Annotated in this window: 13 protein-coding genes and 2 pseudogenes; 12 read left to right on the top strand and 3 right to left on the bottom strand. The window is 68.3% G+C overall.

The features are described 5' to 3' along the window. From RT91_RS15905 to RT91_RS15895, 3 genes and pseudogenes are all read left to right on the top strand, one after another. Window positions 1-537 (top strand): annotated as a pseudogene (locus tag RT91_RS15905) (F0F1 ATP synthase subunit delta); the annotation flags it as partial. Further along, window positions 518-2,020: a F0F1 ATP synthase subunit alpha gene (locus RT91_RS15900; RefSeq protein WP_035188381.1), complete on the top strand. Its 1,503-nt coding sequence runs from the start codon at window positions 518-520 to the stop codon at window positions 2,018-2,020. The pseudogene RT91_RS15905 and the gene RT91_RS15900, both read left to right, overlap by 20 nt. Then, a complete protein-coding gene (locus RT91_RS15895; protein WP_051788328.1) occupies window positions 2,017-2,910 on the top strand; it encodes a FoF1 ATP synthase subunit gamma in 894 nt (297 codons plus the stop codon). Before RT91_RS15900 ends, RT91_RS15895 begins: the two co-directional genes overlap by 4 nt. Before the next feature lie 17 nt (window positions 2,911-2,927). Here RT91_RS15895 and RT91_RS15890 read toward each other — a convergent pair whose 3' ends face one another. After that, window positions 2,928-4,304 carry a PLP-dependent aminotransferase family protein gene (locus tag RT91_RS15890; RefSeq protein ID WP_035188386.1) on the bottom strand — a complete coding sequence of 459 codons (1,377 nt, stop codon included), beginning with the start codon at window positions 4,302-4,304 and terminating at the stop codon, window positions 2,928-2,930. A gap of 322 nt (window positions 4,305-4,626) precedes the next feature. Here RT91_RS15890 and RT91_RS15885 point away from each other — a divergent pair, with 322 nt between their 5' ends. Genes RT91_RS15885 through RT91_RS15855 form a run of 7 tightly spaced genes read left to right on the top strand, consistent with a single transcriptional unit; the run spans window position 4,627 to window position 10,307 of the window. Continuing rightward, on the top strand, window positions 4,627-5,109 hold the full coding sequence (locus RT91_RS15885; protein ID WP_035188379.1) for an MSMEG_0572/Sll0783 family nitrogen starvation response protein: 483 nt from the start codon (window positions 4,627-4,629) through the stop codon (window positions 5,107-5,109). An 8-nt stretch (window positions 5,110-5,117) separates the two neighbouring features. After that, window positions 5,118-6,158 (top strand): Nit6803 family nitrilase, encoded by a 1,041-nt coding sequence (locus RT91_RS15880; RefSeq protein WP_035188376.1) that lies wholly within the window; start codon window positions 5,118-5,120, stop codon window positions 6,156-6,158. Next, window positions 6,079-7,203 (top strand): MSMEG_0568 family radical SAM protein, encoded by a 1,125-nt coding sequence (locus RT91_RS15875; protein ID WP_408735341.1) that lies wholly within the window; start codon window positions 6,079-6,081, stop codon window positions 7,201-7,203. The genes RT91_RS15880 and RT91_RS15875 overlap by 80 nt, the downstream gene beginning before the upstream one ends. Continuing rightward, a complete protein-coding gene (locus RT91_RS15870) occupies window positions 7,200-7,748 on the top strand; it encodes an MSMEG_0567/Sll0786 family nitrogen starvation N-acetyltransferase (protein ID WP_035188371.1) in 549 nt (182 codons plus the stop codon). Before RT91_RS15875 ends, RT91_RS15870 begins: the two co-directional genes overlap by 4 nt. Further along, the gene (locus RT91_RS15865; RefSeq protein WP_035188384.1) at window positions 7,745-8,728 is read left to right on the top strand and encodes a sll0787 family AIR synthase-like protein; all 984 of its coding nucleotides are present in this window, start codon (window positions 7,745-7,747) and stop codon (window positions 8,726-8,728) included. The genes RT91_RS15870 and RT91_RS15865 overlap by 4 nt, the downstream gene beginning before the upstream one ends. Beyond that, window positions 8,728-9,030, top strand: a complete 303-nt coding sequence (locus tag RT91_RS15860; protein ID WP_035188369.1) for an MSMEG_0570 family nitrogen starvation response protein — start codon at window positions 8,728-8,730, stop codon at window positions 9,028-9,030. The genes RT91_RS15865 and RT91_RS15860 overlap by 1 nt, the downstream gene beginning before the upstream one ends. Beyond that, window positions 9,027-10,307 carry an MSMEG_0569 family flavin-dependent oxidoreductase gene (locus RT91_RS15855; protein ID WP_035188366.1) on the top strand — a complete coding sequence of 427 codons (1,281 nt, stop codon included), beginning with the start codon at window positions 9,027-9,029 and terminating at the stop codon, window positions 10,305-10,307. The genes RT91_RS15860 and RT91_RS15855 overlap by 4 nt, the downstream gene beginning before the upstream one ends. Window positions 10,308-10,976: 669 nt before the next feature. Here the strand turns inward: RT91_RS15855 and RT91_RS15850 are convergent. Together RT91_RS15850 and RT91_RS15845 are read right to left on the bottom strand one after the other, a co-directional pair. Continuing rightward, window positions 10,977-11,492 (bottom strand): transposase, encoded by a 516-nt coding sequence (locus tag RT91_RS15850; RefSeq protein WP_035188364.1) that lies wholly within the window; start codon window positions 11,490-11,492, stop codon window positions 10,977-10,979. A 49-nt stretch (window positions 11,493-11,541) separates the two neighbouring features. Beyond that, on the bottom strand, window positions 11,542-12,234 hold the full coding sequence (locus RT91_RS15845; protein ID WP_035188362.1) for a GntR family transcriptional regulator: 693 nt from the start codon (window positions 12,232-12,234) through the stop codon (window positions 11,542-11,544). 101 nt (window positions 12,235-12,335) lie between these two features. Between RT91_RS15845 and RT91_RS21600 the strand changes: the two genes are divergently transcribed. Further along, entirely contained in the window at window positions 12,336-12,614 is a 279-nt protein-coding gene (locus RT91_RS21600; protein WP_152982851.1) for a DUF6444 domain-containing protein, read from the top strand. Window positions 12,615-12,627: 13 nt separating this feature from the next. Continuing rightward, window positions 12,628-12,907, top strand: a pseudogene (locus RT91_RS15840) (IS66 family transposase zinc-finger binding domain-containing protein); the annotation flags it as partial.

The raw sequence follows: 12,907 nt of genomic DNA, 5'->3' as shown, positions 1-12,907 counted from the left end.
CGCCGGGCCGAGGCGGCCGAGGCCGCGGACGCCGAGCGGGCGCGGCGGCTCGCCGAAGCCGGCAGGGAGATCGACCGTTTGCGCACCGCCGCGGCGCGCGCGCTGCGCCAGGATCGCGCGCGGGCGCGGCGGGAACTCGAGGACGAGGCGGGACGGCTGGCCGGAACGATCGCGGCGCGGCTGCTCGCCCATCTGCCGGGGCCGGCCGCGACAGCGGCGATACTGGCGGGATTGGGCGACGTGCTCGCCGCCCTGCCCGCGCCGCAGCGCGAGGCGCTGGCCGCCGGCGCGGCGCCGATCGAGGTCGTCAGCGCGACGCCGCTGAGCGATGCGGAACAGGCCCGGTGCACCGCGATGCTCACGCAACATCTCGGGCTCGCGACGCCGCCGCGCTATCGCGCCGATGCGGGCCTGCTCGCCGGGATCGAGCTGCACGGCAGCGGGGCGATGCTGCGCCACAGCTGGCAGGCGCAACTCGAACGCATCATGGAGGAACTCGCGCGGAAAGAGGCCGGTGATGCCGCCACCCTGGCCTGAGCGGGCTTCGGCGATCGTCGCCGCGACGAATCTCGCGCCGGCGGTCGAGATCTTCGGGCGCGTCGAGCACGTGGCGGACGGCATCGCGCTCGTCTCCGGCCTGGCCGATGCGCGGCTGGACGAGGTGGTGCGCTTCGGGCGCGGCGAGCTTGGCTTCGTCCGCTCGCTGGAGCCGGATCGGGTGATCTGCGTGCTGCTCGATCCCGGCGAGCGGGTGACGGCCGGCGACATCGTGCGCGGCACCGGCGACGTGGTGCGCACGCCGGTCGGGCCGGGCCTGCTCGGACGGGTGGTCGATCCGCTCGGGCGGCCGCTCGACGATGGCCCGCCGATCGTGGCGGCGACGCGGCTGCCGATCGACCGGCCGGCGCCGCCGATCATCGCGCGCGACCTCGTCAACGAGCCGGTGCAGACGGGGATTCTCACGGTGGACGCGCTGTTCGCCCTCGGCCGCGGACAGCGGGAACTCATCATCGGCGACCGGGCGACCGGCAAGACGGCGCTCGCGACCGACATCATGATCGCGCAGAAATCGTCCGACGTCGTCTGCATCTATGCCGCCGTCGGCACGAAGACCGCCGGCGTGGCGCAGGTTCTGGCGGCGGTGCGGGCGCATGGCGCCCCGGAACGCTGCATCCTTGTCGCCGCCCCCGCGGCCAGCCCGCCGGGGCTGCAATGGATCGCGCCCTTCGCGGCGATGTCGATGGCCGAAGACATCCGCGACGGCGGCGGCAGCGCGCTGGTCGTCATCGATGACCTCACGCGGCACGCGGCGACGCACCGCGAACTCGCCCTGCTGACGCGGGAGCCGCCGGGGCGGGAGGCCTATCCCGGCGACGTGTTCCACCTTCACGCGCGGCTGCTCGAACGCGCCGCCAGGCTGTCGGCGGCCGAAGGCGGCGGATCGCTGACGGCGCTGCCGATCGCGGAGACGGATGCCGGCAATCTCAGTGCTAATATCCCGACCAACCTCATCTCGATCACCGACGGGCAGCTGGTCCTGAGCGCGAGGCTGTTCGAGGAAGGGCAGAAGCCGGCGATCGATATCGGCACCAGCGTGAGCCGGGTCGGCGGCAAGACCCAGGCGCCCGCGCTGCACGACACGACCGGGACAATGCGCCTCGACTACGCGCAGTTCCTGGAACTCGAGATCTTCGCGCGGTTCGGTGGCCTGCAGGATCCGCGCGCGCGGGAGCAGCTGGCGCGCGGCCAGAGGCTGCGGGCGCTGCTGTCGCAGCCGCAGTTCACGCCCCTGCGCCTGGTGGACGAGGTCGCGCTCGCGATCGCCCTCGCCGACGGCCTGCTCGACCCGCTTCCGACCGGGCTGGTCGCGCGGTTCCGGGCCGAACTGCCTTCCTGGCTCGATCGCGAAGCGGCGGCGGCGGCCGGATCGGTCGCGCGGTCCCGCCGGCTCGGCGCGCCGGACCGGGCGGCCCTGCACGACGCCATCGGGCGACTCCTCGCGCACATGGCGGCTCCGTGACCGGACGGCTCGCCGACATCGCGCAGCGGATCGCCAGCGTGCGGGAGCTGGACTCGGTGATCGCCGCCATGCGCGGGATCGCCGCGAGCCGGGCCCAATTGTGCCGTGCCCGGCTGCCCGGCGTTCTCGCCTATGAGGAGGTGATCGCCGATGCCATCGTCGAGGCGCTGCCGCTGGTGCCGGGGGCGGCCACCGGGGCGGATCGGCGCCGCGGCGCGGGACACGCGGTGGTGCTGTTCGGGGCGGAGCAGGGTTTCGCCGGGGCGTTCACCGACAGGGTGCTCGACGGCGCGGCAACAGTGCTGAAAGACGCGGCACTCATGCTGCTCGGCACGCGCGCGGCGACCGTCGTCGAGGAACGCGGCCTGCCGGTCGCGTGGGGAAGCGCGATGCCATCGCATCCCGACGCCGTCGCCACGACAGCCGACCGCGTTGCCGAGGCGCTCTACGAGCGGATCGTGGATGGCAGGGCGGACCGGGTGAGCCTGGTGTTCCCGGTCTGGCAGGCGGATGGCCAACTCAGGGTCGAGACGCGCGCGCTGCTCCCGTTCGACTTCGGGCACTTCGTCGCGCGAGGCGGAATGCCGCCGCGGTCGCGGCCGCCGCTCCTCACCCTGCCGGCCGCCACATTGCTTGCCCGCCTCGTGGAGGAATACGTGTTCGCGGAACTCTGCGCCGCCGCGCTGGAGGCGATCGCCGCCGAGAACGAAGCCCGGATCGCCGCGATGCTCGCCGCGAACCGCAATGTGGAGCGCGTCAGTTCCGAACTTCACGCGCTCGAACGCAGAACGCGGCAAAACGACATCACGGCGGAGATTGCCGAACTGTCGACCGGATTGATGAATGCCGGCCGCGATGGCCCGCTTCCTCCGGCCAGCCGGGATTTCTGACGCCGGTCGCCGGCGGCTCAGAAGAAGGCGCTGTCGTGGTCCGGCGGGTTGGCGAGAGCGTGCGCCATGTAGTCGAGCGCGCTGCGCAGTTGCGCCCGGGAGACCGGCCCGCCGAGCCCGATCCGCACCGCCTCGCCGGGCGCACCGTCGGCAGCGAAGGCATCGCTCGGCACGACGCCGATCCCGGTCGCGCGCATCTGTCCGGCAAAGGCCGATCGGGTCCAGGGGTGAGGCAGTTCGAGCCAGAGATGAAAGCTCAGCGGATCCGACCGGAAGTGCTGCCCTGCAAGCGCCTCCCGCGCGAGAGCCTGGCGCGCCGCGGTCTCGTTGCGGATGAAGCGGAGCAACTGGTCGGCGGTGCCATCCTCGATCCAGCGCGTTGCGAGCGCCACGGTAAGCGGCGCGGCCATCACCGTCATCGCCCGCAGCGCGGCAGCGAAGGGCCAGCCGGCCTTGGCCGACGGCGCGACGACATAGGCGACCCGCAGCCCGGCGCCGACGCATTTGGCCAGACCGGCGACATGCCAGGTGATGTCGGCCGCCATTGCCGCGAAAGGCGGCGGGCCGTGCTGCGGGATGAATCCGTAGGCATCGTCTTCGATGATCGGAATGCGGGCGGCCCGCGCGATCTCGACGATCTGCGCCCGCCGCGCCATCGGCACGGTGATCGTGGTCGGGTTCTGCAGCGTGGGATTGAGGTAGAGGCATTTCGGCGCGGATCGGCGGCAGGCCTCTTCGAGAGCTTCGGGCACAATGCCCTCAGCGTCCATCGGCACGCCCACCAGCCGCATGCCAAGCTGCCGCGTGATCGCCCGCACCCCGGGATAGGTGATCGCCTCGCAGAGGATGGTCTCGCCGGCGGCGGTGAACATGCCGAACAGCGCGAGCAGGGCGGGATGCGCGCCCGGCGTGACGAACACCCGGTCCTGCGATGGCACCAGGCCCCGCCGGCCGAGCCAGATCGAAGCCGCGTCCTTGTCCGCCGGGGAACCGCCGAAGCCCTGGTAGCGCAACAGCGCCGCGATGTCCCCGCCGATCTCCGCCAGTCCTTCGCGCATCCGGTGGATCAGTGGCGGATCATCCGGTTCGGGCGGCAGGTTCATCGAGAGATCGACCGGCAACGCCCCCGGGCGCAGCGCTGCCGATGCGGGCGGGACCCGCACGAAGGTGCCCTGTCCGATCCGGGAGTCGACCAGCCCCCGGCGCTTCGCCTCGACATAGCCGCGCGCGACGGTGGTGAAATCGATACCGAGCCGGGCAGCGAGCCGCCGCTGCGGCGGCAGCCGCGTGCCGGGCCGTAGCCGGCCGGCGGCGATGTCCGCAGCGATCAGGTCGGCGATCGCGAGGTAATGCGGCCGGTCGCGCGCGCCGAGATCCGGTATCCAGTCATTCATGGAGGCCATCCGCGCTCTTTAAATATTGACTGGATTATGTTGCACGTTCATCTGAAAGGCAATTCAAAAACAGAATCACAATAAGGCATATATGGCTATGTTGATTCAAAATGATTATATTTTATGCGTTATGAAGATGATAACTTGTTCATATGGACAATCAATAATCGGCATATTAGAGCGCTTTGAAAATATTGACTGCATATATGAATGGATATCTGATTAAAATTGACCGCTTCCCCGGGAATCGCATGTTGGCATGACGGTTGCAGAGTTCTGGTCATGCCGGGATTGGCCCGGCCTGGTTCCAGAGGAGACGAGCATGCCCGCAGTGACCGCCCCGGCCCACCAGAAAGGCGATTTCTTCGTCGATTACGAGGAAAAGAAATTCGAGGACGTGAAGGCCGAACCCGGCGAGAAAGCCCTTGTCACGTTCCATACCGTCGCCTTCGAGGGCTCGATCGGCTTCGTGAACCTGCTGCAGGCCACGCGCTTGTTGCGCAAGGGGTTCGAGACCTCGGTGCTGCTCTACGGCCCGGGCGTCACGCTCGGCGTGCAGCGTGGCTTTCCCAAATTGGGCGATGAAGCCTTTCCCGGCCATCAGAACTTCAACAACCAGATCACCAAGTTCATGGCCGAGGGCGGTAAGGTCTATGCCTGCCGCTTCGCCTTGCAGGCGCTTTACGGCCACGGCGAACCCTCGCTGATTCCGGGCATCACGCCGATCAATCCGCTCGACGTGCTTGACCTGATCCTGCTGCACCGGCGGAACGACGCCTTCGTGCTCGACACCTGGACGCTCTGAGCCGGACGATGGCCGGGCCCCACGCCGTCCGTGTCGCCGCCGTCCAGATCGCCCCGGATCTCGACAGTGGGCATGCCACGCTCGAACGCGTTCTCGCGGCGATCACGGACGCCGCGACTCAGGGCGCGCAACTGGTCGCATTTCCGGAAACCTTCGTACCCTGGTATCCATATTTCTCCTTCGTCATGCCGCCAGTACTCTCGGGTGCGGAGCATTTGCGGCTCTACGAACACGCCGTCACCGTGCCCGGACCGGTCACCGAGGCGGTCGCGGCGGCGGCGCGGCGGCACCGGATCGTCGTCGTGCTCGGCGTCAACGAGCGGGATCACGGCACGCTCTACAACACCCAGCTGGTGTTCGATGCGGACGGCACGCTGGTCCTCGGGCGGCGCAAGATCACACCAACCTTCCACGAGCGCATGATCTGGGGCCAGGGCGACGGCTCGGGCCTGCGCGTGGTCGAAACCGCCGCCGGGCGTGTGGGCGCGTTGGCCTGCTGGGAGCACTACAACCCGCTCGCCCGCTACGCGCTGATGGCGCGGCACGAGGAAATCCACGTCGCGCAGTTTCCCGGCGCGCTGGTCGGCCCGATCTTCGCCGACCAGATCGAGGTGACGATCCGTCACCATGCCCTCGAATCCGGCTGTTTCGTGGTGAACGCGACCGGCTGGCTGACCGAGGCGCAGGTCGCGCGGATCTCACCCGACCCCAAGCTGCGCAAGGCGCTGACCGGAGGCTGCCTGACCGCGATCATCGCGCCCGATGGCAGCCACGTGGTGCCGCCGCTGCGCGAGGGCGAGGGCATCGTGGTCGCCGACCTCGACCTCACGCTGATCACCAAGCGCAAGCGGATGATGGACTCCGTCGGCCATTACGCGCGGCCAGAACTGCTCAGCCTTCACCTCGACGACCGCCCGGCGACGCCGCTGCGTGGCGTCGCCCCGGCTCATCCCATCCGGAGATCTGACAATGAATCCGACCCTGCCACAGGACATGCCGACACGGACCCTGATCACGGCCCTTCAGTCCTTCGGCGTGCGACTGGCTGATCCGCGTGCGGGCCTCGCCGGCCGGCGAGGCGGCGCAGGCCCCTCGGACCACAAGCCGATGACAATCGATGGCACCACCGTCATGGTGCCCGTGCACAATGCGCCTGCCTTCGACAGCCCGTTCCTCGTCGAACCGCCGGACGCGAACGGGCTCGGCCGCCTCCTGCGCGATGGCGTGCCGGTGGGAACGGTGAGCTTTCCCTCCACCCCGCGCTTCTACGCGCTGACCACCGGGGATGGCGTGCCCTATCATCACATCGCGACCCTGCACGGGCGCGACGTTCTCGCGACCACCGTGTTGCAGGAGTGCGTGCGCTACCGCTCGCGGCGAATGACCTGCCAGTTCTGCGCCATCGGCCAGTCGCTCGCCGCGGGCCGCACGATCGCGCGCAAGACGCCGGAGCAGCTCGCCGAGGTCGCGAGGGCGGCCGTGGAACTCGACGGCGTGCGGCACATGGTCATGACGACCGGCACGCCGCCCGCACGCGACCGCGGCGCGGCGATTCTCGCGGATAGTGCGGCCGCGGTGAAGGCCGCGGTCGACCTGCCCATCCAGGGGCAATGCGAACCGCCCGACGAGGATGCCTGGTTCACCCGGCTGCGCGACGCGGGCATCGATTCACTCGGAATGCATCTGGAGGCGGTGACCGAACCGGTGCGGCAGCGGATCATGCCGGGCAAGGCGGATGTGCCGGTCGCGCGGTACATGCAGGCCTTCGAGGCGGCGGTGCCGGTGTTCGGCCACGGGCAGGTCTCGACCTACATTCTCGCCGGGCTGGGCGATTCGGTTGACGACATCCTCGCCGTGTGCGGCCGGCTGACGGCGATCGGCGTCTATCCCTTCGTCGTGCCGTTCGTCCCGATCGCGGGGACGCCGCTGGAAAGCCACCCCTCGCCGCCGCCGGAGTTCATCGACGCGATCCTTGCGCCGCTGGCGGACATGCTGGCCGGAGCCGGGCTGTCCGCCGCCACCGTGAAGGCCGGTTGCGCGCGCTGCGGCGCGTGCTCGGCGCTGCGGAACTACGAGGCCGCGGGGGTATCATGATCATCGAGCAATTTCCGCCCTTTCGCGCCGCGCATTTCCGGATCAAGCAGGCAGACGATGCCTGGGAACATCGCGGTGCCGCCGCCTTGCGGCGCCTGGTTTTCTGCAAGGAGCAGCGGATCTTCCGCGACGACGACCGCGACGCGATCGACGATGAAGCGACCACGCTGATCGCGTTCGACTATGTCGGCGTCGCTGCCGGCGATGTGATCGGCACCGTGCGGATCCACGAAGCCGAGCCCGGCATCTGGTGGGGATCGCGGCTCGCCGTCGCGCCGGCCTACCGCCGGGTCGGCGCGTTGGGAACGGCGCTGATCCGCCTCGCGGTCGGCACCGCGCGCGGGCGCGGCTGCACGCGCTTCCATGCCCATGTGCAGGCGCAGAACGGCCCGCTGTTCATGCGCCTTCACTGGCGCACGCGCGGCACATTGTCGCTCCATGGCCACCCGCATCTGGAGATGGAAGCCGATCTCGATCACTACCCGCCGGTGATCGACGCGGCGTCCGTCGCCGGATGGCACGCCACCGCGCGGATCGCGGCATGAACACGGGCGGCCTCGCGCTCGGCGACCTCGCCGCGAAGCTGGGCACCGGCGTCGGCTTCGCGCAGAAGGCCGATATCGCCGAAGCCGGGCAGCGGCTCGGCCTGTCTGCGGCCGGGCCGATCGGCGTCGGCGACGACTGCGCCGCGATCCCGGATGGTGACGGGTTCCTGCTCTTCGCGATCGAAGGGTTCATCGAAAGCTTCGTTGCGGCCGATCCCTGGTTCGCCGGCTGGTGCGGCATGATGGTCAATCTTTCGGATATCGCCGCCATGGGGGGACGGCCGCTGGCGGTGACCGACGCGGTCTGGAGCGATGGCGCCGGACGCGGCGCCCTGGTGCTGGACGGGTTGCGCGCGGCCTCGGAGGCCTATCGCGTACCGGTCGTGGGCGGGCATACGAACTTTCATGCGCCCGGATTGCGCTTCGCGGCCTCGGTACTCGGGCGCGCGAAGCGGCTGCTGACGAGTTTCGACGCGAGGCCGGGCCAGGTTCTGCTCGCGGCGATCGATCTTCGCGGTCGATGGCGCGACCCGTTCCCGCACTGGGACGCCGCGACCGGCGCGCCACCGGGACGGCTGCGTGCCGATCTCGGCATCCTGGCGGAGATCGCGGAGGCGGGGCTGAGCGCCGTCGGCAAGGATATCAGCGGCGCGGGGCTGGTGGGCACGGCGGCGATGCTGGCCGAGACCTCCGGCGTCGGGCTGGCGATCGACATCGACCTGATCCCCGCGCCGGCGGATGCCGACCCGCTGCGCTGGCTTTCCGCCTTTCCCAGCTTCGGGTTCCTGATCGCCGCGGAGCGCGAAGCGGCGCCGTCGATCGTCTCCCGGTTCACGTCGCGCGGGATCGCCTGTGCCGCGATCGGCATGGTCGAGCCGGGCTCCGCTGTCCGGATTTCGCGCGGGAACGAAATCGCCACGGTGCGCGATCTCGCAACCGCACCGCTGCTTGGCTGCGGCAGGAAGGACCGCGTCGCCTGATGCCCGAACTCGTTCTCGCCTTCATCTGGCCCGACGGAAGCGAAGACCGCCTCTATTCGCCCTCGCGCGCGATCGCCGGGCATCTTGCCCCGGGTGACGCCTATCCGCTCGCCGAATTCCTCGATCGCAGCCGCGCCGGGCTTGAAGCGGCGAGCGCGCGGGTCGAGGCGCGCTACGGCGTACCCTGCCGCCGCGCCAGGGCTGAGATCGCCCGCATTGAACGCCGCGCGTCCGGCTTCACCGGCGACGCGGATGGCCGGGTGCGGATGCTTCCCGAATCCCCGACAGGAGACCGACCATGACCGAATCCAGCACGCATCTGCCCGTCGCCATCGTCGGCGGCGGGCAGGCAGGGTTGTCCGTCAGCCATTTCCTCCGCCGCGACGGCGTCGCGCATCTCGTCCTGGAGAAGCACGCGGCGATGCATGTGTGGGCAAGCCAGCGCTGGGACAGTTTCAGCCTGGTGACGCCAAACTGGCAGTGCCAGCTGCCCGGTTACCCCTATGCCGGTCGCGACCCGGACGGATTCATGACCAGGCCCGAACTGCTCGCGTGGCTCGCGGGTTTCCGGGCGCGGGAATCTGGCTCGTTGAGGGAAGGCGTGACGGTGACGCGTGCGAGGCTGCGGCCCGATGGGCGTTTCGATCTTGCCACATCGGCCGGAAATTACGTGGCGGACCAGCTGGTGGCGGCGAGCGGCGGCTATCACCGGCCGATCATCCCGCGGCTCGCCGAACGGCTGCCGCACGAGGTGCTGCAGATCCATTCGGCACAGTACCGCAACCCTGACGCGCTGCCCGACGGGGCGGTGCTGGTCGTCGGCTCCGGGCAGTCAGGCGCGCAGATCGCCGAAGACCTGCATCTCGCCGGTCGAAAGGTGCACCTCGCGGTCGGTGACGCTCCGCGCTGCGCCCGGTTCTATCGCGGGCGCGACGTCGTCGCCTGGCTGGCCGACATGGGCTATTATGACATCCCCGTGGAAGCCCACCCTCTGCGCGAGGGCGTGCGCGACAACACCAATCACTACGTGACCGGGCGGGACGGCGGCCGCGACATCGACCTGCGCCGCTTCGCCCTCGAAGGCATGGCGCTGTACGGCCTGCTCGAAGACTATGCCGACGGGCGCTTCGCCTTTCGCCGGACGTTGGGAGCAGCGCTCGACGCCGCCGACAGGACATACAACCGGATCAATGCCTCGATCGATGCGCATATCGATGCGAACGGCATCGATGCGCCGCCGCCTTCGGTCTACGAGGCCGTGTGGTCGCCCCTCGCCGAGCCCGAGGCGCTCGATCTCGCGGGGGCGGGCATATCGAGCATCATCTGGTGCATCGGCTACGAGCCGGATTTCCGCTGGCTCGATGCCCCGGTTTTCAACGGCAGCGGCCATCCGGTGCATCGTCGCGGCGTCACCGCTGTGCCGGGGCTTTATTTCATCGGGCTGCCCTGGCTGCACACCTGGGGATCCGGACGGTTTTCCGGTGTGGCCCGGGATGCCGAATATCTCTGCGCCAGAATTCTCGACAGGGGCGTGCCCCCGGCCGGCACGCCCCCCGTGTCGGCCGGGGCAAACTCGTGACCCGGAGTCGCTTCCTGAGCAACATCAGCAGGAAACCACCCCAGGCGCTTCCGCTGGTGCCACAATTCGAGGCTTATCCTCATCATACCGGCGACGCCCGCACTCAGAGTCATTTTGGAAATTCGTGGGTGACTGTCACATCTCACTGAAAATCAACACTCTGGGAACTGCAAAGCTCCCGCCGGCTTGTCGGTGCCGAGGTGCGCGACTTCCTGGATGTCGTGGAAAAATCCTTCCCAGACAGGGCTTTTATGCCGCCCGCCTGAAGCGGATGCCTCGGTTCCGCCGCGCATACGCCCGGCGCGGGCCCGGGAAGCAGGGGCTGGCGGGCGGGTGGAGGCGCGGGTCGAGCGCAAAGTGCTCTTGCTGCCTGACCGTATAGTCGGAATAGCCTGCTGCTCCGAGGAAGATCAGATTCCAGCTATATGCCGACACGGCGCTCGCGATCACAAAACACCGATGTTGCCTCAACAGGTTGCCCCCGAATTTCTGCTGACCAGCCGACGGTATACCCGGACGAAGCCAGTTGGGGTTTGGAACCGTGCTGCGGTCAACAACGTAAACCTGCGCCGGGTCGCCAACGGTTATTGCCGTGAGCGTGTGGGGGGTTGTGTCGAGGGCTTTGTCAACTTGCCTGCAAGGGCTTGGACGGAGCGGCTGCGCTTGAGATCAGGCCGTGATCTCCGCCGCGAAGTCGGCCCAGAGGCTGAAGGCGTCCGCCCGGGCGTGGCGGTAGGATGCTGCGGTGAGGCGATGGCGTTTCGGGCGAAAGAGGGTGGCGGTCTTGTCGTGGACGGAGAGGAACCGCTGCGCTTGCCTGGGAGATTTGAACCGGCCCATGATCTTCTCTCGCCGTCGGGCGTGTCGGTGCGATGCCTCGGCCCGATTGTTTAACCCCTTGTGGGCACAATGCTTCCGGCCGCGGATCGAGATCACGACCTCGTCGACATGCCACTTATCCGCCGCGGCAGGTCGGTCTCGCCGGATGCAGGCGGCAAACTGCGGCCCGAAACGGGCAACCCAGGCCCGGATCGTCTCGTAGCTGACCTGCACGCCCCGCCCCGCCAGCAGATCCTCAACGTCGCGCAGGCTGAGCGCAAACCTGTGATACGCCCATACTGCATAAGCGATGATTGACCGCGGCAAACGGTACCCTTTGAGCGGCGGAGCTTCGATGTCGATCATCCAGACCCGGAAGGCGCCACACCCAGCCTCGTCAACCTGACAGAGCCCATCAGGTCAGGAGCCGACGAAGCGCGGTCGCTGCGTCGTCAATGTCCCGCGACAATGCGAGCGTCGCACGCTTGCTGTCCTTGCGTTTGAGCGCATTGAGGATCTCACGATGCGCCTCGTTCGCGGTCTGCCAGTTGTCGGATGTTCTGAGCACATGAAAATGCGGGCTGATCTGTAGCCATAACGATTCGATGATGCTCAGCAATGCGGGGGAACCGGCCAGCTCATAGATGGCAAAATGGAACCGATGGTTAGCCGGAACATAGCGAGCGCCGTCGGACGCTCTAGCGGCGACCTCAAGGTCCTCCACAAGGTCGTTCAGCTGTGAGATGGCGTCGGGCGTGATGCGCTGGGCCGCCCATGCGGCGGCGACACCCTCAACCTCCCGTCGGACGCGCCTCAGATCCTCTAGTCGCTCGAGTGTCAGTGTCGGAATGCCGACGGAGCGGCCGGAGACGACCATCAGCGCCTGCTCTGCCATCAGTCGGCGCAGCGCTTCCCGGACCGGCATGGCGCTCACCTGAAATGCCTCCGAGAGTCGCTGGATCGTAATCGTGCGTCCTGGCTCGATCTCACCGTCGAGGATCATCTCCTTGATCTGGCGATAGACGCGATCCTGGACTGTTTCGCGATCCACCGGCCGAAGCGGGAGCTTGGCTTCGCGGAGGGTCAGATCCTGTGTCTCAATCTTCATCGGTCTTCCTGTCTGAACCGTATCTGCTCATCCTGGTCCGTCGATAAGTTGAATCGATTGTGAATTGACGTGACCACGGCGGATACGATTCGACGGGAGGCGTGAACGAGCTTCCTGACCTGTCTCTCCTATCGCACGCTGAGAAAGACGCGCTGATCCGCGCGCTATGGGACGCGTTGCAATCATCCGAGCGCAGGAACGCGGAACTGGCAATCCGGCTTTCGGATGCGGAACGCCGGATTGCGGAGTTGGAGGCGCGGCTAAACGAACCGCCGAAGCGGCCGGACAATTCGAGCCTGCCGCCATCGCGCGGGCAGAAGCCAAACCGGCCCGAAGAAAAGTCCGCGCAAGGGGCCCCGCAAAGGCAGTCTCGGCCGTGAGGGTGGCGGTCGCTTGCTTGCCGAGAACCCCGATCAGACGGTGATCGCGAAGGCGGCGCATTGCCAGCACTGCCGTGCCGGGCTGACTGACGCGGATCAGCGCCTCGCGCAGCGCTACGACAAGATCGATCTGCCGCCGATCAAGCCGGTCGTCACCCGCGTCGAACGCTATGCCGGCCATTGTCCGTGCTGTGGGGCGACCACGCTGGCAGCCGTCCCGGAAGGCATGGAGACCGGCACACCATTCAGCCTCAACCTCGTGGCTCTCGCGATCTACCTGCGCGTCATCCTTG

It is taken from the genome of Acidiphilium sp. JA12-A1, assembly GCF_000724705.2.
Taxonomy (GTDB): Bacteria; Pseudomonadota; Alphaproteobacteria; order Acetobacterales; family Acetobacteraceae; genus Acidiphilium; species Acidiphilium multivorum.
Note: the sequence above shows the minus strand (reverse complement) of the source record. Positions and strands in the feature narration are given on the sequence as shown.

Coding starts and splice junctions, on each gene's coding strand:
- RT91_RS15900 (WP_035188381.1), top strand. CDS start 518: ATGCCGCCACCCTGGCCTGAGCGGGCTTCGGCGATCGTCGCCGCGACG.
- RT91_RS15890 (WP_035188386.1), bottom strand. CDS start 4,304: ATGAATGACTGGATACCGGATCTCGGCGCGCGCGACCGGCCGCATTAC.
- RT91_RS15885 (WP_035188379.1), top strand. CDS start 4,627: ATGCCCGCAGTGACCGCCCCGGCCCACCAGAAAGGCGATTTCTTCGTC.
- RT91_RS15880 (WP_035188376.1), top strand. CDS start 5,118: ATGGCCGGGCCCCACGCCGTCCGTGTCGCCGCCGTCCAGATCGCCCCG.
- RT91_RS15875 (WP_408735341.1), top strand. CDS start 6,079: ATGAATCCGACCCTGCCACAGGACATGCCGACACGGACCCTGATCACG.
- RT91_RS15870 (WP_035188371.1), top strand. CDS start 7,200: ATGATCATCGAGCAATTTCCGCCCTTTCGCGCCGCGCATTTCCGGATC.
- RT91_RS15865 (WP_035188384.1), top strand. CDS start 7,745: ATGAACACGGGCGGCCTCGCGCTCGGCGACCTCGCCGCGAAGCTGGGC.
- RT91_RS15860 (WP_035188369.1), top strand. CDS start 8,728: ATGCCCGAACTCGTTCTCGCCTTCATCTGGCCCGACGGAAGCGAAGAC.
- RT91_RS15855 (WP_035188366.1), top strand. CDS start 9,027: ATGACCGAATCCAGCACGCATCTGCCCGTCGCCATCGTCGGCGGCGGG.
- RT91_RS15850 (WP_035188364.1), bottom strand. CDS start 11,492: ATGATCGACATCGAAGCTCCGCCGCTCAAAGGGTACCGTTTGCCGCGG.
- RT91_RS15845 (WP_035188362.1), bottom strand. CDS start 12,234: ATGAAGATTGAGACACAGGATCTGACCCTCCGCGAAGCCAAGCTCCCG.